Source organism: Rhizobium sp. 25PS6 (genome assembly GCF_032464655.1).
Classification (GTDB): domain Bacteria; phylum Pseudomonadota; class Alphaproteobacteria; order Rhizobiales; family Rhizobiaceae; genus Rhizobium; species Rhizobium laguerreae.
In genome coordinates, this window is record NZ_JAWDIV010000029.1 from 63926 (window position 1) to 90140 (window position 26215).

General features: G+C 61.9%; 27 protein-coding genes and 1 pseudogene. 16 read left to right on the top strand and 12 right to left on the bottom strand.

The window, feature by feature from the left end; genetic code table 11:
• Positions 1 to 24: 24 nt before the first annotated feature.
• From RWK44_RS31520 to coxB, 5 genes are all read right to left on the bottom strand, one after another.
• Positions 25 to 633, bottom strand: coding sequence for a cytochrome c oxidase assembly protein (locus tag RWK44_RS31520; RefSeq protein WP_168284320.1), 609 nt, complete (start codon positions 631 to 633; stop codon positions 25 to 27).
• Entirely contained in the window at positions 630 to 770 is a 141-nt protein-coding gene (locus tag RWK44_RS31525; protein WP_011650759.1) for a hypothetical protein, read from the bottom strand. The genes RWK44_RS31520 and RWK44_RS31525 overlap by 4 nt, the downstream gene beginning before the upstream one ends.
• On the bottom strand, positions 770 to 1720 hold the full coding sequence (locus RWK44_RS31530; protein ID WP_316029931.1) for a heme o synthase: 951 nt from the start codon (positions 1718 to 1720) through the stop codon (positions 770 to 772). The genes RWK44_RS31525 and RWK44_RS31530 overlap by 1 nt, the downstream gene beginning before the upstream one ends.
• 67 nt (positions 1721 to 1787) lie before the next feature.
• Positions 1788 to 3503 (bottom strand): cytochrome c oxidase subunit I, encoded by a 1716-nt coding sequence (gene ctaD / locus RWK44_RS31535; RefSeq protein ID WP_168257636.1) that lies wholly within the window; start codon positions 3501 to 3503, stop codon positions 1788 to 1790.
• 17 nt (positions 3504 to 3520) lie between these two features.
• Entirely contained in the window at positions 3521 to 4405 is an 885-nt protein-coding gene (coxB, locus tag RWK44_RS31540) for a cytochrome c oxidase subunit II (protein WP_038613824.1), read from the bottom strand.
• Positions 4406 to 4721: 316 nt separating this feature from the next.
• Between coxB and RWK44_RS31545 the strand changes: the two genes are divergently transcribed.
• From RWK44_RS31545 to RWK44_RS31555, 3 genes are all read left to right on the top strand, one after another.
• On the top strand, positions 4722 to 5390 hold the full coding sequence (locus RWK44_RS31545; protein WP_025393462.1) for an invasion associated locus B family protein: 669 nt from the start codon (positions 4722 to 4724) through the stop codon (positions 5388 to 5390).
• A gap of 422 nt (positions 5391 to 5812) precedes the next feature.
• Positions 5813 to 7228: a metalloprotease TldD gene (tldD, locus tag RWK44_RS31550; RefSeq protein WP_168259740.1), complete on the top strand. Its 1416-nt coding sequence runs from the start codon at positions 5813 to 5815 to the stop codon at positions 7226 to 7228.
• Positions 7229 to 7244: 16 nt separating this feature from the next.
• Entirely contained in the window at positions 7245 to 7736 is a 492-nt protein-coding gene (locus RWK44_RS31555; RefSeq protein WP_077976538.1) for a GNAT family N-acetyltransferase, read from the top strand.
• Between the two features lie 114 nt (positions 7737 to 7850).
• On the opposite strand, the gene RWK44_RS31560 is transcribed toward RWK44_RS31555, so the two are convergent.
• Both RWK44_RS31560 and RWK44_RS31565 read right to left on the bottom strand, forming a co-directional pair.
• Positions 7851 to 8168 carry a MazG nucleotide pyrophosphohydrolase domain-containing protein gene (locus RWK44_RS31560; protein WP_129418170.1) on the bottom strand — a complete coding sequence of 106 codons (318 nt, stop codon included), beginning with the start codon at positions 8166 to 8168 and terminating at the stop codon, positions 7851 to 7853.
• Between the two features lie 83 nt (positions 8169 to 8251).
• Positions 8252 to 9535: a D-alanyl-D-alanine carboxypeptidase family protein gene (locus RWK44_RS31565; protein ID WP_222006158.1), complete on the bottom strand. Its 1284-nt coding sequence runs from the start codon at positions 9533 to 9535 to the stop codon at positions 8252 to 8254.
• A 246-nt stretch (positions 9536 to 9781) separates the two neighbouring features.
• On the opposite strand from RWK44_RS31565, the gene RWK44_RS31570 reads away from it, so the two are divergent.
• Positions 9782 to 10819 (top strand): polysaccharide deacetylase family protein, encoded by a 1038-nt coding sequence (locus tag RWK44_RS31570; RefSeq protein ID WP_316029925.1) that lies wholly within the window; start codon positions 9782 to 9784, stop codon positions 10817 to 10819.
• Between the two features lie 5 nt (positions 10820 to 10824).
• On the opposite strand, the gene pdxH is transcribed toward RWK44_RS31570, so the two are convergent.
• Positions 10825 to 11445, bottom strand: a complete 621-nt coding sequence (gene pdxH / locus RWK44_RS31575; protein WP_168284325.1) for a pyridoxamine 5'-phosphate oxidase — start codon at positions 11443 to 11445, stop codon at positions 10825 to 10827.
• A gap of 65 nt (positions 11446 to 11510) precedes the next feature.
• Here pdxH and RWK44_RS31580 point away from each other — a divergent pair, with 65 nt between their 5' ends.
• From RWK44_RS31580 to RWK44_RS31595, 4 genes are all read left to right on the top strand, one after another.
• Positions 11511 to 11969: an RT0821/Lpp0805 family surface protein gene (locus tag RWK44_RS31580; protein ID WP_131666135.1), complete on the top strand. Its 459-nt coding sequence runs from the start codon at positions 11511 to 11513 to the stop codon at positions 11967 to 11969.
• Positions 11970 to 12243: 274 nt separating this feature from the next.
• Positions 12244 to 13461 carry a J domain-containing protein gene (locus RWK44_RS31585; RefSeq protein ID WP_316029926.1) on the top strand — a complete coding sequence of 406 codons (1218 nt, stop codon included), beginning with the start codon at positions 12244 to 12246 and terminating at the stop codon, positions 13459 to 13461.
• Positions 13462 to 13582: 121 nt separating this feature from the next.
• Positions 13583 to 14401 (top strand): enoyl-ACP reductase FabI, encoded by an 819-nt coding sequence (gene fabI, locus RWK44_RS31590; RefSeq protein ID WP_131666133.1) that lies wholly within the window; start codon positions 13583 to 13585, stop codon positions 14399 to 14401.
• Between the two features lie 23 nt (positions 14402 to 14424).
• Positions 14425 to 15015 (top strand): histidine phosphatase family protein, encoded by a 591-nt coding sequence (locus tag RWK44_RS31595; RefSeq protein WP_168271431.1) that lies wholly within the window; start codon positions 14425 to 14427, stop codon positions 15013 to 15015.
• 22 nt (positions 15016 to 15037) lie between these two features.
• Here RWK44_RS31595 and RWK44_RS31600 read toward each other — a convergent pair whose 3' ends face one another.
• Together RWK44_RS31600 and RWK44_RS31605 are read right to left on the bottom strand one after the other, a co-directional pair.
• Positions 15038 to 15280, bottom strand: coding sequence for a DUF1902 domain-containing protein (locus tag RWK44_RS31600; protein ID WP_131666131.1), 243 nt, complete (start codon positions 15278 to 15280; stop codon positions 15038 to 15040).
• 23 nt (positions 15281 to 15303) lie between these two features.
• Positions 15304 to 15564 carry a DUF1344 domain-containing protein gene (locus RWK44_RS31605; RefSeq protein WP_003569889.1) on the bottom strand — a complete coding sequence of 87 codons (261 nt, stop codon included), beginning with the start codon at positions 15562 to 15564 and terminating at the stop codon, positions 15304 to 15306.
• Positions 15565 to 15807: 243 nt separating this feature from the next.
• Here RWK44_RS31605 and RWK44_RS31610 point away from each other — a divergent pair, with 243 nt between their 5' ends.
• From RWK44_RS31610 to ribB, 3 genes are all read left to right on the top strand, one after another.
• On the top strand, positions 15808 to 18987 hold the full coding sequence (locus tag RWK44_RS31610) for a bifunctional diguanylate cyclase/phosphodiesterase (RefSeq protein WP_316029927.1): 3180 nt from the start codon (positions 15808 to 15810) through the stop codon (positions 18985 to 18987).
• A gap of 220 nt (positions 18988 to 19207) precedes the next feature.
• On the top strand, positions 19208 to 20305 hold the full coding sequence (gene aroC, locus RWK44_RS31615; protein ID WP_029872693.1) for a chorismate synthase: 1098 nt from the start codon (positions 19208 to 19210) through the stop codon (positions 20303 to 20305).
• Positions 20306 to 20318: 13 nt separating this feature from the next.
• Positions 20319 to 21422, top strand: coding sequence for a 3,4-dihydroxy-2-butanone-4-phosphate synthase (ribB, locus tag RWK44_RS31620; RefSeq protein ID WP_316029928.1), 1104 nt, complete (start codon positions 20319 to 20321; stop codon positions 21420 to 21422).
• A 224-nt stretch (positions 21423 to 21646) separates the two neighbouring features.
• On the opposite strand, the gene RWK44_RS31625 is transcribed toward ribB, so the two are convergent.
• Positions 21647 to 22837 (bottom strand): winged helix-turn-helix domain-containing protein, encoded by a 1191-nt coding sequence (locus RWK44_RS31625; protein WP_222011263.1) that lies wholly within the window; start codon positions 22835 to 22837, stop codon positions 21647 to 21649.
• Positions 22838 to 22955: 118 nt separating this feature from the next.
• On the opposite strand from RWK44_RS31625, the gene RWK44_RS31630 reads away from it, so the two are divergent.
• From RWK44_RS31630 to RWK44_RS31650, 5 genes and pseudogenes are all read left to right on the top strand, one after another.
• Positions 22956 to 23630, top strand: coding sequence for an energy-coupling factor ABC transporter ATP-binding protein (locus tag RWK44_RS31630; protein ID WP_131666127.1), 675 nt, complete (start codon positions 22956 to 22958; stop codon positions 23628 to 23630).
• On the top strand, positions 23630 to 24238 hold the full coding sequence (locus RWK44_RS31635) for an energy-coupling factor transporter transmembrane component T family protein (protein WP_131666126.1): 609 nt from the start codon (positions 23630 to 23632) through the stop codon (positions 24236 to 24238). Before RWK44_RS31630 ends, RWK44_RS31635 begins: the two co-directional genes overlap by 1 nt.
• A 24-nt stretch (positions 24239 to 24262) precedes the next feature.
• Complete coding sequence (locus RWK44_RS31640; protein ID WP_094087669.1) at positions 24263 to 24826, top strand: biotin transporter BioY; 564 nt, start codon at positions 24263 to 24265, stop codon at positions 24824 to 24826.
• A gap of 144 nt (positions 24827 to 24970) precedes the next feature.
• Positions 24971 to 25507, top strand: a complete 537-nt coding sequence (locus RWK44_RS31645; RefSeq protein ID WP_131666125.1) for a GXWXG domain-containing protein — start codon at positions 24971 to 24973, stop codon at positions 25505 to 25507.
• A 17-nt stretch (positions 25508 to 25524) separates the two neighbouring features.
• Positions 25525 to 25619 (top strand): annotated as a pseudogene (locus RWK44_RS31650) (alpha/beta fold hydrolase); the annotation flags it as partial.
• 73 nt (positions 25620 to 25692) lie between these two features.
• Here RWK44_RS31650 and RWK44_RS31655 read toward each other — a convergent pair.
• Positions 25693 to 26215, bottom strand: a 523-nt coding sequence (locus RWK44_RS31655) for an MFS transporter (protein WP_410056152.1), incomplete at its 5' end; no start/stop codon positions are given.

Consider the following 26215-nt stretch of genomic DNA (forward strand, 5'->3'; position numbering starts at 1 on the left):
GGCATAGCCGGAAACGAGCCTTGATCAAAGTTTCTTTTCAATCTTCTCCGCTCCACCCTCATTCGAAGCCACCGGCTTCGGACCCTCTTTCGGGTAGAACGTATATGACAGCGTAATCGTATGGATATTCTTTGATTCCACCGCCTTGACGATTTCAGGATCGATGTAGAACACGACAGGCATGTCGAGCTTCTCGCCCGGCTTCAGGTCCGTTTCCGTGAAGCAGAAACATTGCACCTTGTTGAAATAGACGCCGGCTTCGCCCGGCGTAACGTTGAAAACCGCCTGGCCGCGCTGGGTCTCGTTGGAACGATTCTCGGCGGTGAAATTGACCTGGATGGTCTCGCCGATCTTCGGATTGACCTCGCGCTCGACCGGCTTGAAGTCCCATTGCAGGCCGGGGGCGACATTGGCGTCGAAGGTGACGCGCATCTTGCGGTCGAGCACGACGCTCGACACCTGGTCGACGCGCTGCGTCGTGCCGTTATAGCCGGTCACCTGGCAGAAGATGCGGTAGAGCGGCACGGCGGCATAGCTCATCGCGCCCATGCCGAAGACGAAGCTCAGGCACATCATCACGACGGCGCCGTTGTTGCGGCCCTGCTTCTTCGGTGCGGCGGCGTTGTCGCTCATCCAGCCATTCCTCCGCCGATCTTCACGATGGTGATCGCGTAGAAGAGAATGACGAGGCCGGCAAGCACCAGCCCGAGGGCGACGTTGCGGTTGCGGCGCGACTTGCGCTGCGCTTCCGTGAGCTTGAGCAATTCCATCAGAACCAACCTCCCGCATGCGAGACCAGCACCGACGCCAGCCGGTCGATCATCAAGGCGGAGAACACGGCGAAGAGATAAAAGATCGAGAAGCCGAAGAGCTTCTTCGCCGGGATCATCTTCAGATCGCCGTCGGGCATGCGCCAGACGGTGATGGAACAGTATATGAAGATCGCGCCGAGGACGGCGGCGACGAGGCCATAGCCGAGGCTCGCGAAACCGAGGAAAGACGGCAAGACCGCGCAGACGGCAGTCAGCACCGCATAGGCGACGATCTGATGCTTGGTCACCCGTTCGCCGGCAACGTTCGGCAGCATCGGCACGCCGACGGCCTCGTAATCGCGCATCTTGAAGAGGGCAAGCGCCCAGAAATGCGCCGGCGTCCACAGGAAGATAATGAGGAAGAGAACGGTGCTCTCGATCGTCACGCTGTTGGTCACGCAGGCCCAGCCGATCATCGGCGGGAGGGCGCCGGCAGCACCGCCGATGACGATGTTCTGCGGCGTCGAGCGCTTCAGCCACATGGTGTAGACGACGGCGTAGAAGAAAATGGTGAAGGCGAGGATGCCGGCCGAGAGCCAGTTGACAGCCAGGCCGAGGATCACCACCGAAAAGCCCGACAGTACCAGGCCGAAGGCGAGTGCTTCCGACGGCGCGATGCGGCCGGCCGGGATCGGACGGTTGGCGGTGCGGCTCATGATGGCGTCGATATCGGCGTCATACCACATGTTCAGCGCGCCGGAGGCGCCGGCGCCGACGGCGATGCAGAGGATGGCGATCACGCCGAGGACGGGATGGATATGGCCCGGCGCCAGTACGAGACCGGCAAAGGCAGTGAAGACCACGAGCGACATGACCCGTGGCTTCAACAATTCAAAATAATCGCGCGCACTCGCTTCCGACAATTCGCCGTCCTTTGCAAGCACCCCGTGATTGTCGATGACCGTCATCATTTCGTCCTGAATGTCTTACGATCAGGACGCCGTATCGAAGGCGGCGTCCTGATGCCCGCGCAGTTTACTTGATGCGCGGAAGCTGTTCCCACTGGTGATAGGGCGGCGGCGAAGGCAGCTGCCATTCGAGCGTCGTAGCACCCTCACCCCACGGATTGTCGCCGGCGACGCGCTTCCTGGCGAAGGCTTCGAAGACGCCGTAGAGGAAGATCAGCACACCGAAGGCCGAGATGTAGGAGCCGATCGAGGAAACGTAGTTCCAGCCGGCAAAAGCATCCGGATAATCGATGTAGCGGCGCGGCATGCCGGCGAGGCCGAGGAAGTGCTGCGGGAAGAACACCAGGTTGACGCCGATGAACATGACCCAGAAATGCAGCTTGCCGACCAGCTCGTTGTACAGGTAGCCGGTCATTTTCGGGAACCAGTAGTACCAGCCGGCGAAGATCGCAAAGACGGCGCCGAGCGACAGAACGTAGTGGAAGTGGGCCACGACGTAATAGGTGTCATGCAGCGAGCGGTCGAGACCGGCATTGGCGAGCTGGACGCCGGTGACGCCGCCGACCGTGAACAGGAAGATGAAGCCGATCGCCCAGAGCATCGGTGTGCGGAACGAGATCGAGCCGCCCCACATCGTCGCGATCCAGGAGAAGATCTTCACGCCCGTCGGAACGGCGATGACCATCGTCGCGAAAACGAAGTAGCGCTGCGCGTCGAGCGACAGGCCGACCGTGTACATGTGGTGGGCCCAGACGACGAAGCCGACGGCGCCGATCGCGACCATGGCGTAGGCCATGCCGAGATAGCCGAAGATCGGCTTTTTCGAGAAGGTCGAGATGATGTGGCTGACCATGCCGAAGCCCGGCAGGATGAGAATGTAGACCTCGGGGTGACCGAAGAACCAGAACAGGTGCTGGTAGAGGATCGGATCGCCGCCGCCTTCCGGAGAGAAGAACGCAGTGCCGAAATTGCGGTCGGTGAGCAGCATGGTGATGCCGCCAGCCAGAACCGGCAGCGACAGCAGCAGCAGGAAGGCGGTGATCAGCACGGACCAGGCAAACAGCGGCATCTTGTGCAGTGTCATGCCCGGAGCGCGCATATTGAGGATCGTGGTGATGAAGTTGATCGCACCGAGGATCGACGAGGCGCCGGCGATGTGAAGTGCGAAGATCGCAAGGTCTACCGCCGGTCCCGGCGTGCCGCTTGTCGCCAGCGGCGGATACATCGTCCAGCCGCCACCGGTGCCATAGGCGCCTGCCGGACCTTCGACGAACATCGACAGCAGCAGCAGCGCGAAGGCGGGAACGATCAGCCAGAAGGAGATATTGTTGAGGCGCGGGAAGGCCATATCAGGCGCGCCGATCATGATCGGCACCATCCAGTTGGCGAAACCGCCGATCATCGCCGGCATGACCATGAAGAAGATCATGATCAGCGCGTGCGCTGTCGTGAACATGTTGAACATCTGCTTGGCGCCGTCGATCGCGGCATCGCCCTCATAGCCGTAGACCATCGAGGCCAGGCCGTGGAAGATCTGGATGCCCGGCTCCTGCAGCTCCATGCGCATGGCAACCGACAGCGCGCCGCCGATGATGCCGGCAATGATCGCGAAGATCAGGTAGAGCGTGCCGATGTCCTTGTGGTTGGTCGAGAACAGCCAGCGATTGGCAAAGCTCGGCTTGTGCCCGTGATCGTCATGCGCGTGGTCATGATGGGCGGCGTGATCGCCATGCGTGCGATCGTGATCATGAGAATGATCGTCGTGAGCGGAAGGTCCAGCCATTGTCCCGATCCCCTTTATTACTGTGCTTCGGCGACGTTGACGGTCTTTGCGGGACCATCGGTTGCGGCCATGAGTGTCTTGTAGGCGCCGGGCAGGTCGCTGGCGGCTGCGGTCAGCCACTGCTTGTACTTGTCCTCGGAGACGACGCGGATGGCGATCGGCATGAACGCATGGTCCTTGCCGCAGAGCTCGGAACACTGGCCGTAGAACAGGCCTTCGCGTTCGGCCTTGAACCAGGTCTCGTTCAGGCGGCCCGGCACGGCATCGATCTTGACGCCGAAGGAAGGCATGGCGAAAGCATGAATGACGTCGGTGGGTGCTGCGGTCACGAGAACGCGGACCGTCTTGTTGACCGGCAGGACCAGTTCGTTGTCGACCGCGAGAAGCCGCGGATAGATCGACTTGTCTTCCTTGCCGGCAGCCGGGCGGTCCTGATCCTTCAAGAGGTAGGAATCGAAAGCCAGCGGGCTTTCGCCCGAACCTTCATATTCGTAGTTCCACTGCCACTGGGTAGCGGTCGCCTTGATCGTCACGTCCGGGTTTTCGGGCAGCGTCAGCTGCGCCGTCAGCAGGTTGAACGAGGGAATGGCAAGAAAAAGCAGCACCAGGACCGGCCCCACGGTCCAGGCAATCTCGATCAGCGTGTTGTGGCTCGTCTTCGAGGGAACCGGGTTCGCGCTGGCGCGGAACTTGAAACAGACGACGATGAGCAGGACCAGCACGAAGAGCGTGATCGGAACGATAAACCACAGGGTATATTGTTCGAACCATTGGATTTCCCGCATGATCGGCGTTGCCGCCGGCTGCAGCGTCGCCTGCCACGGCGTCGGCTGGTCGGCATATGTGCCGGAAGCAAAAAGCAGACAGACCAGCGTGGTCAGGGCTGCATAAGCCTTCTTCATCACCTTAGTATCTCCCTCGAGCGCTTGACCTGCAAAATAGAACGCAGAATCCTTGCCATCTTCAGCGCTTCAAACCACAGTTTGGCATTTGCCGCAACAGGTCAGAGCAATTGTCTATGCGGCATTTTTGCTCAAAGCATAGGCAGGCTCGAACGGCAAAACATCCCAAGTTTTTCATCAGCATATGAAAAATCGGCTTTCCGGCCAATCCGCGCGCGAAACATTATTTCGCAAAGGTCCAATTTCCGCCGCAGTCCCCCGGTTTTCACGGGGTGGGGCTTTTCATTTTTGGTGGGCAGCTTCAACAATAGCCGCAATGATTCGATATCCAGAGGTTTCCATGGGTTTCCGTTCCCTCGCGCAGTCGCTTCTCCTGACTGCCAGCATCGCGGCCGCAGCGACGACGCCCGTTTTCGCCCAGCAGCAACCCACTCCGTCACAGGCCGCGCCCCCGGCTTCCGCGCCGGCGCCGGCCCCTGCTCCGGCGCCGCAACAGCCGAGCGCCGCCAAACCGAATGTCGAACCGGTGACACCTGGCCAGACACAACCGCCGGCGCCGGGCACGGTGAAGTCCAATCATGGCGCATGGTCCGTCGTCTGCGACAAGCCGGCGGGTGCGGCGACCGAGCAATGCGCGCTGATGCAGAATGTCATCGCCGAGGATCGGCCGGAGGTCGGGCTTTCCGTCGTCGTCCTGAAGACGGCCGATCGCAAGTCGAAGATTCTCCGCGTGCTGGCACCGCTTGGCGTGCTGCTGCCGAACGGCCTCGGGCTCAATGTCGACGGCAAGGATATCGGCCGCGCCTATTTCGTCCGCTGCTTCGCCGACGGCTGCTATGCCGAGGTCGTGCTCGAGGACGAGTTGCTCAAGACCTTCCGCAGCGGCGCCCAGGCAACCTTCATCGTCTTCCAGACCCCGGAAGAAGGCATCGGCATCCCCGTCGACCTCAAGGGCTTCGCCGAAGGCTTCGACGCTCTGCCGTGATGCGGGGGCTGCGAGTTCCCTGTTTCGGCCTCGAAGCGCGTTTCGAGTTGCGCGGGCTTTGTCAGCCGGCTGAGGCGGTGGTAAAGGCGCTAATTGGGCGGTGAAAGCACGCACATATGCGCTCACCTCCCTCATTCCTGTGCTCGTCACAGGAATCCAGTGCGCCCAAGTCCTTGGGCGCGGGAGACATTTTGGCTGTTGCAGTGATTCACTCACCGCGCGGACGCGCGGTGGCTGGATTCCTGTGACGAGCACAGGAATGAGGGTGGGATACGGCGGCGCCTCACCACAAAGCCATTCCATTTCCAATATCGCCCTGCCCAAAAAAGAATAATTCGACGGCAGGGCTTCACTCCTTATTATGTGGAGCCCTATCTAAGGAGTCAGTGCACTCCTGAACGCATGCCCAATGGAGCCATACCATGAACACCGATCTCCTGACGCTTTTCGATGCCGACGAAGCCACGATGCGCAAGCACGTCGCCGAGGCCCTGTCCGGCGCCGATGACGGCGAACTGTTCATCGAGCATGCGCAGGCGGAAGCGCTGACCTTCGACAATGGCCGGCTCAAGGGCGGCAGCTTCAACACCGAACAGGGTTTCGGCCTGCGCGCCGTTGCCGGCGAAGCGGTCGGCTATGCCCATGCCGGCGATCTTTCGGTGGCGGCGCTGAAGCGGGCGACCGATGCCGTCGGCGCGGTGACACGCGGCTATTCCGGCTCCTACGCGGCAGCGCCCCAGGGCACCAACAAGAAATTTTACAGCGACGAGAACCCGATCGGTCAGCCGAGCTTCGAGGAGAAGGTCAAGGTCCTGCAGGACATCGACGCCTATCTCAGGAGTAAGGATGACAAGGTGCGCCAGGTGACGGCCTCGGTTGCCGCAAGCTGGCAGGTCGTCGATATCCTGCGCGCCGACGGACACCGTGTGCGCGACATCAGGCCGATGACACGCATCAACATTTCGGTGATGGTCGGCGAAGGCGATCGGCAGGAGAGCGGCTCCTATGGCCACGGCGGGCGCATCGGCTTCGGCGATTTCATCGCCGAAGGCAGCTGGCAATACGGCGCCGACGAGGCGCTGCGCCAGGCGCTCGTCAATCTCGAGGCGATCGATGCGCCGGCGGGCACGATGGACGTGGTGCTCGGCTCCGGCTGGCCGGGCGTGATGCTGCATGAGGCCGTTGGTCACGGGCTGGAAGGCGATTTCAACCGCAAGAAGACTTCGGCCTTTGCCGGTCTTCTCGGCCAGATGGTCGCCGCTCCCGGCGTCACTGTCGTCGATGACGGCACGATCGACAATCGCCGCGGCTCGATCACCATCGATGATGAGGGCACGCCGTCCGCCTACAACGTGCTGATCGAAAACGGCAAGCTCGTCGGCTATATGCAGGACCGGCAGAATGCCCGGCTGATGGGCATGGCGCCCACCGGCAACGGCCGCCGCCAGGGCTATTCCCATGTACCGATGCCGCGCATGACCAACACCTACATGCTCGGCGGCGACAAGACGCCTGAGGAAATGATTGCCTCGGTGAAGAAGGGCATCTATGCCGTCTCCTTCGGCGGCGGCCAGGTGGATATTACCTCCGGCAAGTTCGTCTTCGGCTGCACCGAGGCCTATCTGATCGAGAACGGCAAGGTCGGTGCGCCGATCAAGGGCGCGATGCTGATCGGCAACGGCCCGGATGCGATGAAGCGGGTGTCGATGATCGGCAACGACATGAAGCTCGATACCGGCATCGGCAATTGCGGCAAGGCCGGCCAGTGGGTTCCCGTCGGCGTCGGCCAGCCGCATCTGCGCATGGATCAGGTGACGGTCGGCGGCACGCAGACCTGAGGCGAAAGGATCCGTCATGGCGGACGTCGAAATCAGAACCTTCACCGCCGATGACGCCGATGCCGTGCTCTCGGTGATCCTGCCGATCCAGCGCGAGGAATTTGGCATCGATATCACTGCGGATGAGCAGCCGGATCTTAGGGTCATCCCGGATTTCTACCAGTCCGGCAAGGGGCAGTTCTGGGTCGCCCTCAAGGATGGCGCCATCGTCGGCACGGTCGGGCTCAAGGATATCGGCAACAACCAAGCGGCGCTGCGCAAGATGTTCGTCTCAGCTGAAGTTCGCGGCTCCGAGCATGGCGTGGCCGCACGGCTTCTCGATCGGCTGTTTGCCCATGCCAGGGATGTCGGCCTCACCGATATCTTCCTCGGAACGACGGACAAGTTCGTCGCCGCGCATCGCTTCTACGAGAAGAACGGCTTTAGCGAGATCGCCAAGAGCGCCCTGCCCCGTGCCTTCCCGCTGATGGCGGTGGATAGCAAATTCTACCGCTATAAGGTCGGCTGACTTAAGCTGCGGGAGAATCCTGGTGCGGTTGACGACGGACAGCCTCGCCTAAAGCGCGTCACATCGACTATGCCCGTCGCCCCCAAACACACTGCGCATTTTCGGCGCGTTGCATCAGCTCTTCGACGTTTGCGCCGGCTGAAACAGCCACTTGCGTTCGATCGCGGCGGCAAGGTCGATATCGTTGTGTCGGGCGAAAAGCAGGAGGTGGCCGAGGACGTCGGCGGTCTCATCGGCGAGGTCTTGCTGCATATCTTCCGGTGAACGCCCCTTCGCACGACCGCGCCCGGTCAGCCGGTTCCAGGCCTGTGTCAGCTCGCCCATTTCCTCCTGCAGTTTCAGAAGGAACCAATCGGCATCACGCTCGATGCCGTGGGCCGCGACATGGGTGGAGGAAGAAATTTCGAACTGGTCGGCGAGACGGCGCAGCATGAGCGTTCTCCTTTTGTTTATGGAGGAGAACCTGATTCCCAACAATTGTCCAGAACGGGATTGTCCAGACCGCCGCGCGGCAATCAGCCGTGGTCCGGCAGCAGCATGCAGTCATAGGAGCGCTGCTTCAACGCATCGCAGGCCGAGACGGCGGCATCCTTGCTGGCGAAGCCGACGAAGCGGGCGCGATAGATCTTGTTGACCCCCTGCCCGACCGCCTCCGTATAGGGTGAGGCGGACACGAGCGGTGCGCCGCCTTCCGACTTCGCCTGGGCGAGAAGTGCACGCGCCGCATCGGCACTCGGTGCGGCTGAGATCTGGATCTGCCAGTCGCCATTGGTCTTTTCTGCCGATGTCTTCGGCGTCTTGCCGGCGTTGAGGATCTCGTCCATCGCGACGGGACGCTCCAGCGGCACGACGGCATCGTCGGCATAAGCCAGGCTTTTGGCTGCGAGATCGTCGGCCGTGCGCGGTGCGTTGAGCGGCACCGGAACATCGGAGGCCTCGGCGGCGGACGCGACTTCGACGGGTTCCCTCGCGCCGACGCTCGCCATCAGCTTTGCGCCGCCGGAAGACGAGGCGCGGCCGAGATAACGGTCGAGCAAACCAGCCATCTTGGCGTCGCGGCTGCGGGCGGTGCGGCCGCCGAGCACGACGCCAACCACGCGGCGATTGCCGTCTCTGACCGCGCTGACGAGGTTGAAGCCGGAAGCATTGGTATAACCGGTCTTGATGCCGTCCATGCCCTGGTAGCGGTACATGAGATTGTTGTGACCGCGCACCGTCCGGCCGCGGAAATTGAAACTGGCCGTCGAAAACAGCCGGTATTCGTTCGGATAATTCTTCATCAGCGCGATGGCGAGCGTCGACATGTCACGCGCCGTCGTGACCTGACGGCCGTCCGGCAGGCCGGAGGCGTTGACGAAGACGGTGCGGCTCATGCCGAGCTGGCGGGCTTTGGCCGTCATCACCCGGGCAAAGCCGCTTTCCGAGCCGGCGAGCTTCTCACCCATGGCGGAGGCGGCATCATTGGCGGATTTGACGATCATGCCATAGACCGCCTCGCGCACGGTGATCGTACCGCCAGCCTTGATGCCAAGCTTGGTCGGCGGGCGTGCAGCGGCGTATTTCGACATCCGGATCGGGGTGTCCCAGGCGATCTTGCCGCGCTTCAACGCCTCGAAGGTGAGATAGAGCGTCATCATCTTCGTCAGCGAGGCCGGATGGTTCAGCGTATCGGCGTTTTCGGAGGCGAGAACCTTGCCGGTCCGGGCATCGAGGATCAGCGAAGCGTTGCCGGCAAGGGCCGCAAGCGGCGCCGAAACGGCAAGCGTTACGGTCAAAACAGCCGCCAAAAGCTTTCTCATGCACTTTCCCCTCATACCCTGGCCCCTGATGCGCAGCCCTTGATGCCGGCTCTCGGTCAGACCGGCGTTTGTACCGTAATGTGACAGAAGCAGTAAGTTTGGCGCGACTTTGAGGCAACTCCTATTATTTTTCTAGTCTTTTCATCGTCTTGGTTAACAGGAAATCAAAGACCTGTGCGGTATCGGGATTCAGCAAGGCTTAAATCGCACTTGCTAGTTTCCGGCAAAGGCAAGGGGCGGACCCGCATGACGGGACAATTCAAGCGACTGGCAAAACGCGTCGCGATCGGCGCTGGGCTCGAGGTTTCCTGGCTGCTCGCGTCAGTCGGACTGATGCGCGAAGCGCGCGGGCGCGGCGTCGTCTTTACGCTGCATCATGTCCGCCCGCACCTGCCCCAGGCCTTCGAGCCGAATGCGCATCTCGAAATCACTCCCCGTTTTCTCGATGCGGCGCTGCGGCGGCTGCGGCGAGAGGGCTACCGCTTCGTGCCGCTCGATCAGGTGCCGGCGCTGCTGGCGGAGCCCGAAGGCGCAAAGCCCTTCGCTGCCTTCACGCTCGACGACGGATACAGCAACAATCTGGAACATGCGCTGCCGGTGTTCGAGCGGCATCAGGCGCCGTTCACGGTGTTCGTCGCCAAGGGTTTTGCCGAAGGCTCTCACAGCATCTGGTGGGAGACGCTCGCCGTCCTCCTGCGCCGGCCAAGCGAAATCTACTTCGATTTCGGCCGCGGCAGAGAGCGCCTGGCGCTGGACAGCCCGCAGCAGCAATGGCATGCCTTCGACCGCTTTGCCTGGTATATCCACGGCTCCGACGAGTCACGCGCCGTCGCGGCCATCGATCTGCTGGCGCGGGAGAACGGCATCGAGCCGACGGATATCGTCCGCGAGCTGGTGATGGGACCTGGCGAATTGCAATGGCTGGCGGCTCATCCGCTCGCAACGCTCGGCGCCCATACGATCAGCCATCGCGCGCTCGCCCGCCTGCCGGAAGCCGAAGCGCGAATCGAGATGCAGGTTTCGGCGGACTACGTCGAGGCGGTGACCGGCATCCGTCCCGAGACGATCGCCTATCCCTATGGCACGCCGGAGGCTGCGACCGCCCGCGAGGCGCGCATCGCTCGCAATCTCGGCTTTACCCTTGCGGTCACCACGCAGCCCGGGCTGCCGTCAGCGCAATTGACCGGCTATCTCCCGCGCATTTCGCTCAACGGCTTCTATCAGAAGCGACGCTACGTCTCGGCCCTTGCCTCCGGCATACCGTTGAAGCTGATGGGCAGGTAAGCCCGTTACGGATACATCCGCACCTTCTCCCATTCGCCTTCCGGTAATGGGCGGCGGAATTCGACCCGGTCATGCAGGCGGAATTTCTGGTCCTTCCAGAATTCGATCGAGGTCGGCCGAATGCGGAAGCCCGACCAGTGGGCGGGGCGCGGAATCTCGCCGATGGCATAACGGGCGGTATATTCGGCCACGGCCTTTTCCAGCGCGAAACGGCTTTCGAGCGGGCGGGATTGTCTGGAGGCCCAGGCGCCGATGCGGCTGCCGCGCGCCCGCGTCTTGAAATAGGCGTCCGCTTCGGCATCGGTGACGATCTCGACGGGGCCGCGCAGCCTGACCTGACGACGCAGGCTTTTCCAGTGAAAGCACATGGCCGCCTTTTTCTGGCCGAGAATTTCGCGGCCTTTCTGGCTCTCGAAATTGGTGTAAAAGACGAAACCGTCGTCGTCGAATCCCTTCAGGAGAACCATGCGGACATTGGGAAGACCATCCTCATCGACCGTTGCCAGCGCCACCGCATTGGGGTCATTGGGCTCGGAAGCCTCGGCTTCTTTCAGCCATTCGGCAAAGAGCTTGAAGGGCTCGCCACTTTCGGTAAAGTCACCGCTTGTTAACTCGTTTGCCGACATATTGGTTCAAATGCCCCGGATTATTCAAAACTCGCCCAGCTTTTGATAACTGGACAGGATGCAGGGTGGAAGTCATAGCAAAGTCATCTCGCCATACAAAGGGCCTGCGGCGACGCAGCAGTGTGTTCTTCGTCACCGGCGTCGCGATATTGTCGCTGTCCGGCTGCGTCGGCGGCGGCATGGATTTCCTGAGTGAAGCCAAGGTCGACCGGTCGGTGGCAACCGGCACCGTGTCGCAGACGCCGCCGAGCACCGATACGCTTTCCGACGAAATGACCGTGCGCAACGCCGTAACCTCGGCCGATGTGCAAAGGCTCGAGGGCCAGCCGCTTCCCTGGGCGAACGCATCGACCGGCAGTGCCGGCGTCATCGATACGATCGTCGAGAACAATGAGTCCGGCCAGGTCTGCCGCCAGTTCCGCACCACCCGCCATTCCTATGTCGGCATTGCCAAATTCTACGGCAAGACCTGCCTCGTCGGCGGCGGCAACTGGCAGCTTCTGAGCTTTCAGCCGGAAAGCTGATCTTCCTAAGGTCGTTCAAATATTACAGCGTCCTTTGCGCGTCGAAAAGACGCGGGGGCGCCCTCCCCAACAGGTTAACGCGTGACCGCTTTCTGCCGAATGCTTAGCAAAGAGCTAACCATTTACCGCGAAACACCGCACATCTCTTCACAGAAATAACAGGTGATTAGCAACTCGGCCCGCAGGATCGGCGTTGAGAGTGGCTGTTCCTGCCTTTGCGGCGGGTGACGCCACACACGTTTTATTGGACGGGGATGCCGGGCAAGGACGAGGCTTGCCGCATCGCAACACCGGCGGTTTTGACATGCGCGATCCTTACAAAATTCTGGGCGTCAAGCGCGACGCGGCAGCAGACGAGATCAAGGCGGCCTGGCGCAACATGGCCAAATCAGCCCATCCCGACCACAATCAGGACGACCCGACGGCGACGGCCCGGTTCGCCGAGATCGGCCGCGCCTATGAAACCCTGAAGGACCCGCGCAAACGCAGCCTATTCGACAATGCGGTGCGGATGGCTGAAGCCAAGAAGCACGAACAGACGATCATGCAGCAGCGCCAGGCCGCCCGCGAGGCGGCCGTGCGCGCCAAGGCGGCGCAGGCCAATGCCGAGCGCGTGATGGAAGAGCTGGCGCGCGCCGCCCAGAAGGCGGCGGCCGACGGCAACAGGCAACAGGCAGGCGCTACCGAGGCCGCCGACGAGATGGTGGATCGCATTTTTGGCGCCCAGGCCCGCGCGGCCGGCGGCGGCCAGGCGCAGGGTCGCGCTCAGCAGACGCAATATCAGCAGGCCCAAAATCAGCAGACACAAAACGCTCAGGGCGATGCCGGCAGGCGCGTGGATGGCGATGCCGCCGAGGCCGACACCAAGGGCGACGAGGAAGCGAGCGACGCTGGGGCCAATGCCGCCGCCAACCTGTCGCTGCCGCTCAGCATCCTGACGAACCTGGTGCGCCGTTTCACCGGTGCCAAGGATACCGGCCTCGAGAAAGCACCGGACGAGGTGACGACGGCGACGGTCACGATCGACGACGTGTTGAAGAGCAGCTGGATCACCGCATCGTTGCCGGAGGGCCGCGAAATCGGCTTCGCATTGCCGGCAGGCACGACCGACGGTCACGAGATCAGGCTCAAGGGACAGGGCTTCAAGCTGCCTGGCATGCAGCGCGGCGACGCCGTCATCAACATTCGCATCGCACCCGATCCGCGCTTTACGGTCGACGGTTTCGATCTGCACGCCGTGCTGCCGCTCAGCATCGAAAATGCCGTGCTCGGCACAGAGGCGCGTATCGAAGGACCGAGCGGGCCGCTGAACGTGACGATCCCCGCATGGTCCGGCTCGGACAAGACGATTAGAATTCCCGGCCAGGGATTGCCTGGCGAAGAGGGCGGCAGAGGCGATCTGGTCGTCGAGTTGCGCATTATCTTGTGGGAAAAACCCGACGACAAAATCACCGATCTCATGCGGAGCATGCGCGAAGGCCTGTTCCTATGAAATTTTTATGACATTCGCACCCTTTATTACGATCCCTAACAGTTGATGATCCAGGCCAAGCTTGAACCGATTAACGGCCTATGCCATAGGCAGGATCGATCAGAATCCTAGGGAGCGAAATATGGCTCAAGCATCCGGCCTCATGGCAGGCAAACGCGGCGTCATCATGGGTGTCGCCAACAATCGTTCGATTGCGTGGGGTATTGCCAAGGCCATTCATGCGCAGGGCGGAGAAGTCGCGTTCACCTATCAGGGCGATGCGCTGAAGAAGCGCGTCGAGCCGCTCGCTGCCGAAATCGGCGCGACGCTCGTCGGCCACTGTGACGTCGCCGATGAAGCCACCATCGATGAGGTTTTCGAGAACGTCGAAAAGCTGTGGGGCAAGATCGATTTCCTCGTGCATGCGATCGGCTTTTCCGACAAGGACGAGCTGACCGGCCGCTACGTCGATACCTCGGCCGACAATTTCGCCAAGACGATGCAGATCTCCGTCTATTCCTTCACCTCGGTCGCACGCCGCGCCGAGAAGCTGATGACGGATGGCGGCGCCATGCTGACGCTGACCTATTACGGCGCCGAAAAAGTGATGCCGAACTATAACGTCATGGGTGTCGCCAAGGCCGCGCTCGAAGCGAGCGTCAAATATCTCGCAGTCGACCTCGGGCCGCAGAACATCCGCGTCAACGCGGTTTCGGCCGGACCGATCAAGACGCTTGCCGCCTCGGGCATCGGCGATTTCCGCTACATTCTGAAGTGGAACGAATATAACGCGCCGCTGCGCCGCACCGTCACCATCGAGGAAGTCGGCGATGTCGGCCTCTACCTCCTGTCGGACCTGTCGCGCTCCGTCACCGGCGAAGTGCACCATGCCGACAGCGGCTATCATGTCATCGGCATGAAGGCGGTCGACGCGCCCGACATTTCCGTCGTCAAGGACTGATTTCTCCATATGGATGCGAGACCGTGCTTATCTACGTGATCAGACACGGCCAGACCGCCTGGAATGCCGAGCGCCGCCTGCAGGGTCAGAAGGATATCCCGATGAATGCCACGGGCCTGGAACAGGCCCGGCAGAACGGCATCGCGCTTGCAGGGATTCTCGGCGACACGATCGACCAGTTCGATTTCGTCGCAAGCCCGCTCCAGCGCACACGCGCCACGATGGAAATCATGCGCACCGCCATGGGCCTGCCGCCGCTGGCCTATCGCACCGATCCGAGGCTGGTGGAAATTTCCTTTGGCGACTGGGAGGGCTCGACGATCAAGGAGCTGAAGGCGACGCAGCGCGAGCGGGTGGCGGAACGCAACGCCTCGAAATGGGATTTCATCCCGCCTGGCGATGACGCGGAAAGCTATGAAATCCTCTCCTGGCGCACAGGCTCTTGGCTAAACTCCGTCGATCGTCCGACGGTCTGCGTCACCCATGGTGGCGTCATCCGCACGCTGTTCCAGACGATCGCCGACCTGCCGAAAAGCAGCGCTGCGGAAGGTGCGATCCCGCAGGACCGGATCGCCAGGATCGAAACCAATGAGCGGACGATCGTCTGGCTGTAGGCATTGCCAGCCTGCCATGCGCTCAGTAGGTCGGATTGGGGATGCGAACGAGCTGTTCCGCCATGATGTGGACGGGGATTTCCGGCAGGCTCGAGGTGAAGCCGTTCAGCTCGAAAAGGTCGGTTATAACAGCGACGACTTTGGGCTCGAGGGTTTCGAAAGTATTGGCCTCGACGGCCAGCCCTTCGATATCGTCGTTACTGGCAACCCAAACACCAGCCTCTTCATCCCAATCCGCGCGCACTATGATCGAGGCGTGCTTCATCCGGTCATTCTCCAGAGAACTGCCTATTTAACGATATCGAGATCGTTGATGACGCGCTTGCCGTCGACCTCGGTATAGAAGACGATCACCTTCACGCCGGCTTCGAGGCCGTCGAAATTGAATTCCTCGGGCGCCTGATAGGTTTTGCCGTCATCGAGCGTCAGCACGAGGTTGGCCGTGTCGACCTTCTTGATCGTCGCTTCGACATCGGCGCTCTCGGCAAAACCGCTCATCGGTGACAGGAAGCTTGCTGTTGCCAAAAGCGTGGCGACGACGAAACGCATGGCGACAATCCTTTTAAGACGCTGCACGAGAACATGACTGGTCACAGATAAGCTCCTGAATATGGCGAAAATTGCCCTTAAGAATGGCTTTTCCCGCCCAATTGATGAATAGGATTTTAAATGTAATCAAGATGGTGCGTTAATCCGCGGTTTTCCCTTCCCGCGATCTCTCGGCATCGCCGGCGGGCAATCGTAAATTAACCCGCGCGCCCTACAGTTGCTCGTCAACATGGGGGTTTCATTTTGTTATCCAGGCTCAGCGACAGCAAGCAGTTGCGGCGCGTGTTGAAGAATAGCCGCGTCTCGTTTCTGGTTTCGTCGCTTGTCGCCCTGGTCGTCATCATGGTCGGCTTCGGACTCGACCAGGCCAATACTGCGTCTCATGTGCGCGAACTTCATATCCGCACCGAAAACGAGACGAACCTCATCCGTGCCCGGGTCATGGCTGAGATCAATATGGACCTCAGCGTCGTGCGCGACCTGACGAACCTGATCTCCGTCAGCGCGGCAAACGGAGAGGAGATGGAACGCCAGATCAACTGGCTGCTGATCCAGAACCCGTCTTTCATTCATATCGCCGTCGCGCCTGATTTCATCATCCGCGACATCCACCCGCCGCAATCCGGCAACGAGCGGGTCGGCCGCAACGTGCGCGAGGCTCTCTACTTCCGCCAGGCGATGACCGGCGCGACCGGCAACCAGTCGGCGCGCTTCTACGGCCCGATCAGCACCGACGGCCGGGACGCCTTCGCCATCTTCTTCCCGGTTTACGTCAAGGAGAACGGCCAGCGGCGGATCTGGGGGGCGGTCGAAGTCGCCATCGACCAGACGATGTTCTACCAGGCGACCGGGCTGATGCCGGCACGCGACCGCGAAAACCAGGAGCGCTATCCGCATCTCGGCCATCTTTCGATCGCCATTCGCGATATAGGCTTGCCGACCGCCGCCAAAGCTCCTCCCCCGGCGCCGTTCTTCGGGTCCTCCGATATCGACGGCAAGGATCCGATGCGCCAGAAGATCGGCTTTGCCGGCGGCAGGTGGGAGCTTGCCGCTGTGCCGAACAGCGGCTGGAATGCGATACCTGAAAACCGCACCGAGCTACGCCTGATCATCGTTGCCGCCGGATTCATCATCATCGTGCCGATCTTCTTTGCGACCATGCTGCTCGGCGAGCGCAATCGCAACATCAACGCGCTGGAGACGCGCGAGGCAAAACTGCTGGAACTGTCGCAGCGGCTCAACCTGGCGCTGGAATCCTCCAATATTGGCATCTGGGAGTTGCAGGATGATTCGAACAGCCTGCTCTGGGACGCGCGTGCCGCGGCCCTGCACGGCAAACCGGCGGAAGAGGGAAGCCGGGTGCTCGACGAATGGCTGGCGGCGATCCTGCCCGAGGACCGCGACACTGCCGAAGTACATTTCTTCAGCTGCAGCATTGCGGGTGCCGCCTGCACGGCGCAGTACCGCATCCTGCTTTCCGACGGCGGCATCCGCCACCTGCGCTCGGTCGGCTCCTTCTATACGGATGCCGGCGGCGTCAGCAAGACGATCGGCATTGTCTGGGACGTGACCGCAGATGCGGAGATCACCGACACGCTGCGCAAGGCCAAGGATATGAGTGAGGTCAAGAATGCCGAGCTGGAATTGGCGCTTGAAGAGCTCTCGAGTCGTGAGGGGCAGCTCGCCGAGCTTTCCAGCCGGCTCGACCTGGCGCTCGATTCCTATCAGTGCGGCATATGGGAAGCGCGGCCGGGCCTCGGCGGTTCGATCTGGAACGAGCGGATGCACGAGCTCTATGGGCTTACACCGCGCAACGGCTTCATGACCGAAGAGACCTGGCTTGGCTGCATCCACCCCGAGGATCGGGCCTTAGCGCTCGAAAGCGCACGCCACTTCAAGCGCAACGGCGATACGCACACCCTCGTCTGCCGTGTGCTCGTCGACGACGGTTCGGTGCGTTATGTGCGCTCGGTCGGCAAGGTCCACCAGACGGGGACCGGCGAGATGAAGATCATGGGCATCGCCTTCGACGCCACCGAAGACGTGCTGATGACGATCCGGCTGAAGGCCGCCAAGGACGAGGCAGTCGCCAAGAATATCGAGCTCGAGCTTGTCAAGAACAGGATCGAGCACAATTCGCTGCATGACCCGCTGACCGCCCTCGCCAACCGCCGCAAGCTCGACATCGCGCTCGAAAATCTCACCCAGGACGGCCATCAGCAGCGGCAGAAATTCTCGATCCTGCATATCGATCTCGACCGCTTCAAGGACATCAACGACACGCTCGGCCATGCCGCCGGCGATGCGATGCTGGTGCACGCCTCGAAGGTGCTCGCCAAGAATGTCCGCGGCAGCGATATCGTCGCGCGCATCGGCGGCGACGAATTCGTCATCCTTGCCCTCGATGTCGACGACAAGGAGATGGTGCAGCTTTCGACGCGGATCATCGAGGAGATGCGCCAGCCGATCGATTTCCAGGGTTTTTCCTGCCGCTGCGGCGTGTCGATCGGTATTGCGCTCGCCAATGGCATCCATGTCGATGCGCGCAAGGTGCTGATCAATGCCGATATCGCGCTCTACCGCGCAAAAAGCACGGGCCGCAACCGCTTCGAATTCTTCAATCACAATCTCCAGGCCGATATCATCAATACCAAGCGCACCGCCGACGAGATCCTCGCCGGCATCGACAATGGTGAATTCACCGCCTGGTATCAGCCGCAATTCTGCGCCCGGACGATGGAACTGACCGGCGTCGAGGCGCTGGTGCGCTGGAAGCATCCCTCCAAAGGGTGGCTCGCCCCCGACAAGTTCCTGCGCATTGCCGACGAGATCAACGTCGTACAGATGCTCGACCGGATCGTGCTGGAAACGGCGCTGCGCGACAAGGTGCGCTGGACGGCACGCGGCATTGTGGTCCCCAAGGTCTCGGTCAATGTTTCGGCACGGCGGCTGCATGACGGCAGCCTGCTGGAATCGCTCGCCGACCTGCATATCCGTCCCGGCGAGATCTCCTTCGAACTGGTGGAATCGATTTTCCTCGACGAGAGCGAGGACGTCGTCTCGCAAAATCTCGAACGCATCAAGGCGCTCGGCATCGATATCGAGATCGACGATTTCGGCACCGGCCATACCTCGATCGTCAGCCTGTTGAAGCTGAAGCCGAAGCGGCTGAAAATCGACCGCCAGCTGGTGCAGCCGATCGTCAATGCCTCGCAGGAGCGGGCGCTGGTCAGCTCGATCATCGAGATCGCCCGCTCGCTCGGCGTCGAGACCGTGGCCGAAGGGGTGGAGACGGCAGCCCATGCCGCACTGCTGCGCGATCTCGGCTGCGATATCCTGCAGGGTTATGCCTTCTCGCGGCCGCTCTCCTTCGACGATTTCACCAACGAAGCCACAGGAGCGGGGTGGCGGCTGGCGTCCTGATCGCTGCCTGCCGATGCCCTCGCCCTGCCCCTCCCCGCCTGTGCGAAGAGAGTGGCGGCAATATGGGCCGCCCGTCCCCGGCAGCGAACGGAAACAGCATTTCCTGAGCTGGCCGTTTGGCGCAAAGAAAGGCTTTTGCCTCGGCGGTTTTTTGGCCTATGAGTGTCGCGCCTTTTCAAGCAATGGCGCGGCCGGCTTTGGCGCGCCACCGTGGGAACACATGTCGCACAATACATTCGGTCACCTTTTCCGCGTAACCACCTGGGGCGAAAGCCATGGTCCGGCGCTCGGCTGCGTCGTCGACGGCTGCCCTCCGGGGCTCAGCTTCAAGCTCGAGGACCTGCAGGTCTGGCTCGACAAGCGCAAGCCCGGGCAATCCCGTTTCGTGACGCAGCGGCGCGAGGACGATCTGGTGAAGGTGCTATCAGGCGTCATGCTCGACGCCGACGGCGAGACGATGACGACCACCGGAACGCCGATCTCGATGCTGATCGAAAACACCGACCAGCGCTCCAAGGATTACGGCGAGATTGCCCGGCAATACCGCCCCGGCCATGCCGATTATACCTATGACCTCAAATACGGCATTCGCGACTATCGCGGCGGCGGCCGCTCCTCGGCGCGCGAGACTGCCGCCCGGGTTGCCGCCGGCGGCATCGCCCGCCTTGTCGTGCCCGGCGTCACCGTGCGCGGCGCGCTGGTGCAGATCGGCAAACACAAGATCGACCGCCGCAACTGGGACTGGGACCAGGTCGGGCAGAACCCGTTCTTCTCGCCCGATGCCGCGATCGTCCCGGTCTGGGAGGAATATCTCGACGGCATCCGCAAGAACGGCTCCTCGATCGGCGCGGTCATCGAAGTGATCGCCGAAGGTGTGCCGGCCGGCCTCGGCGCGCCGATCTATGCCAAGCTCGACCAGGATATCGCCTCGCTGCTGATGTCGATCAACGCCGTCAAGGGCGTCGAGATCGGCAATGGTTTTGCCGCCGCCGAAACCTCAGGCGAAGACAATGCCGACGAGATGCGCATGGGCAATGACGGTACGCCGATCTTCCTTTCCAACAATGCCGGCGGTATTCTCGGCGGCATCTCCACCGGGCAGCCGGTGGTGGCGCGTTTTGCCGTCAAGCCTACCTCCTCGATCCTGACCGAGCGCCAGTCGATCGATGCGGAGGGCAAGAACGTCGATATCCGTACCAAGGGCCGGCACGACCCCTGCGTCGGCATCCGCGCCGTGCCGATCGGCGAGGCGATGGTCGCCTGCGCGATCGCCGACCATTATCTTCGCGACCGCGGCCAGACCGGCCGTCTGAAATAGGAGCCCTCGCCCCATGTCTTATGACCAGAAGCGCGTCGTCGACGCCATCCGGGCCTTCGAGGCCGGCGAGATCGTCGTCGTCATGGACGACAATGACCGCGAGAACGAAGGCGACCTGATCGTTGCCGCCGTGCATTGCACGCCGGAGAAGATGGCCTTCATCGTGCGCCACACCTCCGGCATCGTCTGTGCGCCGATGCCGAAGGAAGAGGCCAAGCGCCTCAACCTCAACGCCATGGTGGCGGAAAACGATTCGGCGCATACGACGGCCTTCACCGTATCGGTCGATTTCAAGCACGGCACGACGACCGGTATCTCCGCCGACGACCGGACGCTGACGGTGCGCAACCTCGCCAATCCGAATGTCGGCGCTTCCGATTTCGTCCGTCCGGGCCATATCTTCCCGCTGGTTTCCCGCGAAGGCGGCGTGCTGATGCGCTCCGGCCATACGGAAGCGGCCGTCGACCTCTGCAAGCTCGCCGGCCTGCCGCTGATCGGCGTCATCTCCGAGCTCGTCAACGACGACGGCACGGTGACGCGCGGGCCGCAAGTGGTCGACTTTGCCGAACAACACGGGCTGAAGCTCGTCTCCGTCGCCGATCTCATCGCCTACCGCCAGCGCAAGGAAACGCTGATCGAACTCGGCACCAGTTTCGACATCGAGACGCCGTTCGGCAAGGCCAGGGCCCATACCTATTCCCTGCCCTGGGATCCGATGCAGCATCTCGCCGTCGTCTTCGGCGACATCCGCGACGGCGTCGACATTCCGGTGCGCCTGCATCCGGAGAATGTCGCCGAGGATCTGTTCGGCAAGAACAGCCCGGTCGATTTTTACATGCAGAAGATTGCCGAGCAGGGCCGCGGCGTCATCGTCTATCTGCGCGAAGGCTCCGTCGGCGTCGGCCATACCGACAATGGCCGCAAGGCTCGCAACCAGGGCCGCGAAGCCCATGTGGAAGCCCAGACCCGCGACAGCGAATGGCTGGAAATCGGCCTCGGCGCCCAGATCCTCAAGGACCTTGGGGTGAGCTCGATCAAGCTGCTGACCAGCCGCGAGCGCCACTATGTCGGCCTCGAAGGTTTCGGCATCAAGATCAGCACGACAGAGATCTGCTGAGGGGAGCCCGCGGTCGGCAAGGCAGAGACAAAGACCCCTCCCCAACCCCTCCCCACAAGGGGGAGGGACTAACCCGTGGCCCGGCCCTGCCGCCAAAAATACATCACCACATACTGTATCGTCGGGAATGAAATGCGACGGGCGCCACACTGCCGCCCCTCCCCCTTGTGGGGAGGGGTTGGGGAGGGGTTTTCGCGCAGGATGCTGCTGCTCCGGCGAAGGCTCTAACCCCTCCACCTCTCGAGAAACACGACCTTCTCCACACCGGCAAACCGCGCCAGCCGCTCCAACTCCGCTTCCAGCCTCTCCAGCCGGCCGGCCGACGGCTTCACACCCGGCTCCAGCCAGAGCCGCTTGACGTCGAGCGTCGACTTCTTCCGATCCGCCTTCATGTCGATGCGGCCGATCAGACGGTCGCCTTCGAGCAGCGGGAAGACGTAATAGCCATATTCGCGCTTCGGCTCGGGCACGAAGACTTCAATGCGGTAGAAGAAGCCGAACAGGCGTTCGGTGCGATTGCGGTCGCGGATCATCGGGTCGAAGGGGCTGAGCACGCGGATGCGGGGCGGAGCATCGGGATAGCTGTCGAGCGTCGACGGGAAATCGGCAAAGGCCCAGGAGGGTCGCGCCTTGCCGTCGAGCGCTGGTTCGATCAGCACTTCGGTCAGCTCGTCGCGATGAACTGATACCCAGGCCTTGGCCTCATCGGGCGAGACGAGGTTCCAGAAGGCCGATATCTCGCCATGGGTGGCAAAACCGAGGCGGTTGAGCGCGCTGCGGCAGGCCCAGTCGACAAACTCCTCGCGGCTCACCTCCGGCTCGCGGAATTCGGCCGGAATGACCCGCTCGGTGAGATCATAGATCTTCTGGAAATTCGAGCGGCCGGCGATGGCGAGCTTGCCGGTGTGCCAGAAATATTCCAGCGCCGTCTTGTTCGGATGCCAGTTCCACCAGCCGCCGGAAACGTGGCCATCGGCCTTGACGTCGCGCGCCAGCATCGCGCCGTCGCGACGCACGCGCTCATAGGTCTCCTCGAAAGCCGCCTCGAAGCCTTCGCCGCGCCACTTGCGCCAGCGCTCGATCAAGACCTTCTCCTGGTGGCGGAACTTGTGCTTCCAATAAACGAAGAAGGCGCTCGGCAAGATCGAGGCATCGTGCGTCCAGTGCTCGAACAACGCGCGTTCCTTTTCGAGCAGCGCCTTCAGATGTTCGCGCCTATAGGTCTGATTGCGGGAAAACAGGATCTGATGATGCGCCCGCTCCACCGTCTGGATACTGTCCACCTGGACGAAACCCAGTTCATGGATGAGCTGCAGCAGGCCTGCCTTGGTCAAGGCCCGGTTCGGCGGGGCGCTGAGGCCCTGTTTGGCAAGGAAGACACGGCGGGCGTCGGAATTGGAAAGCAGATTCGTCATGACCACATCATAATCCGGAAAATCTTCCTAGCCACCCGATATCGACAGCGCAATTTGCTCTTTCATCACCCTCGATTACCCGTATAGAAGCGGGATCGCATGAATGCGAGGGATTGGTTTGGATATTCGTTTCGAAGGTGCCGGGGTCAGTTTCGGGGCACGGGTGGCGCTGCAGCCGCTGACGCTTGGCATCAGTGGAAAACGCATCGGCGTCATCGGGCTGAACGGCTCGGGCAAGACGACGTTCGCGCGGCTGATCAATGGATTGGCCAAACCGTCGGTCGGCCGTGTCACCGTCAACGGCCGCGACACGAGTGACGAAAAGACTGCGGTGGCCGATGTCGGCTTCATCTTTCAGTCGCCGCAGAACCAGATCATCCTGCCGATCGTCAAGGACGACATCGCCTTCGGGCTGAAGCGGCGCGGCTTCACCAAGGCGGAGATCGAGGCGAAGGTCGAGGGCGTGCTGGCCCGCTTCGGCGCCGAGGCGCTGGCCGATCGGCGCGCGCATGAGCTTTCCGGCGGCGAGTTGCAGGTGGCGGCCCTTTGCTCGGTGCTGGCAACGGGGCCAGGCATTCTGATCCTCGACGAACCGACCAACCAGCTCGACCTCAAGAACCGGGCGTTGGTCGAAGGGATTATCGCCGGACTGCCGGAAAGTGTCATCATCATCACCCATGATCTGGACCTGATCGCCGATTTCGAGCGGGTGCTGCTGTTTCATGAAGGGCAGCTTGCCGCCGATGCGCCGGCTACTGAGGCGATCGCCCGCTACAAGGAGATCGCCGCCTGATGCAGTCGCTCTATGTCGAAGGCAACAGCGTGATGCACCGGCTCTCGCCGCGGCTAAAACTGTTGTCGCTGACGATCTTCGGCGTGGTGCTGTTCATCAGCGGGAACCTCGTCCTGCTGTCGATCGCCGTGCTGCTGACGGCGGTTCTCTACCGGATGGTCGGTCTGCCGTTTGCCGATGGGCTCAGGCGGCTGCGGCCAATCTTCCTGACGATCGCGGTCGTCGCACTCTTCAACCTGATCTTCAATCCCTGGCAGGAGGCGCTCGTGCCCCTGCTGCGGCTGACGGCGCTGATGCTGCTGGCCGCCACCGTGACGGCGACGACGTCGATCGCTGAGTTCATCGACGAGGTCACGGCGCTTGCCCGCCCGCTCGAACGCACCGGCTGGGTGCAGGCCGACGATATCGGCCTGGCGCTCGGGCTGGTGCTGCGTTTCGTGCCGGAGATCGTCGGCCGTTATCAGGCGATCCGCGAGGCGCATAGGGCACGCGGGCTGAAGGTCCGGCCGACGACGCTGCTGGCGCCGCTGATCATCCTGACGCTCAGGGATGCGGATAATATCGCCGCGGCGATTGACGCGCGCGGCATTCGGCGGCATGTGAGTTAACGATTGATAAACACGGAATTCATGATGAGCACCCGCGACCTCGTTCTTACCGCCCTCTTTGCCGCAATCATCGTGGCGCTTGGCCTGCTGCCGCCGATCTCGCTCGGCTTCATTCCGGTGCCGATCACTGCGCAATCCCTCGGCGTCATGATGGCCGGCGTCGTGCTCGGCGCCCGGCGCGGCGCGATTGCCGTGCTGATCGTGCTGGTGTTGGTGGCGATCGGCCTGCCGGTGCTTTCCGGCGGCCGCGGCGGGCTTGCGATCTTCGCGTCGCCAACGGCCGGCTTCCTGATCGGCTGGATCTTTGCCGCCTTCGTAACCGGCTATCTCAGCGAGCGGCTGGTCAACGATCAGCAAGCCGCCCTGGTGCAGACGGTGAGCTTCTTCCTCACCGCCATGGTCGGCGGCATCGTCGTGCTCTACGCCTTCGGCATCACCTATCTGGCGACCGTCGCCGGCCTCGGCTTCACGAAAGCTTTCGTCGGCTCGATGGCCTTCATTCCCGGCGATGTGATCAAGGCTTTCGTCGCAGCCCTGCTCGGCCGCGCCGTCATGGTCGGCTATCCCCTGCTGCCGTCACGCGCCTGACGCAGAGGTCGATCTTGTCTGGCCAATGCCCAACGGCTCCTTCGAGGGCCGTTGGGCTTAAAGACATAGAACCTATGCGAAAGCCTCACCAGGCGTTCCGCCGCATGAACGGGAACTTCCAAACCTTTTTTTCATTTTTCTGCAATGAACATCCCTGAAGAAGAACCTATGCGAGGCGACCAGCAGGAGGAGATGGCTGCCTGGTTCCGGTCGCTAGGCCCCGTCCAGCCAAAGGACATGGTCGGCCTTTGGACCGGCGTTGGTATTCCGTCGGGTCATCCACTGGACGGCGTGCTCGAGAATCTCAACTGGTTTGGCAAGCGCTTCCATTCCGACATGCGGGCGGACGCCCTGCTCTTCAAGTGGAGACCAGGCCGGCTTGTTCCGCTCGAGCCAAGTTTCTTACCCATTGGTCTGGCGATCAAGATGGCGCCCTTTGGCCGGACGTTCGTCGCCCGCCACTGGTTCTCATACCTGCAGAAGGTGCTTCGAGCGAGAGGCACGACAGCTTCATTGAAGCTTCAGGCTCTCGACGGCATCGAAACGGCCGCGATGATCTACGACAAACAGCCGATCGTGGACTACTTCCACAGGATTGACGATGACGGGATTGCCGGGATGATGTGCGTGCACGACGACCCGCGGCGGTTCTTCTTCAAGCTCCGGAAAGTGACGGGCTGAGCAGGGAAGAGGGCGAGATGACCGTCATCGATCGAAATCATGCTCAAGTCCGGGCGATGGCCAGCGTGCGATGATCTTTTCGCATGGATTCGGGTGCGACCAGAATATGTGGCACCGAACCGTCCTTCGTCCGATGGATGAGAACATAGAGAATGCCGTTCGATCTCCATTTCAATGACCCTGGATCATCGCCGGGATGGACCGGGCATTGAGCCGATGGGAAGGGCGATCACGATGGCTGCAAGCAGCGCTGCGACGAGCACGCCGACACAGGTCGGCCAGCCCACCTGATCATAGATCTGGCCGAGTACGAGGCTGCCTGCGAGACCCCCGGTGTAATAGGAGGCGAGGTAAATTCCGCTGGCGCCTGCCTTGTCCGTGACCGCGCGTCGGCCAACCAGTCCGGTGGCGATTGCTTGGGCGAGAAATGTCCCTATTGCCACGAGCGCCAGTCCGGCCAACACCAGCGGCAAGCTGACACTCAGAAGCGCCGCAAGGCCGACAATGGCGAGCCCAAGCGTCGAGATGATCCCGAGTTTCGCTCCGATCCTGACCGCGAGCTTGCCTGCCATCGGCGTGGTCAGCATCGACGGCAGAAATACCAGATAAACGAGGCCGAGCGTCATCGGCGACAGGCCGAGAGCCACGAGTTGGAAGTTCACATAGGTGAAGGTTCCGATAAAGACGAAAAGGATGAGGAAGCCGATC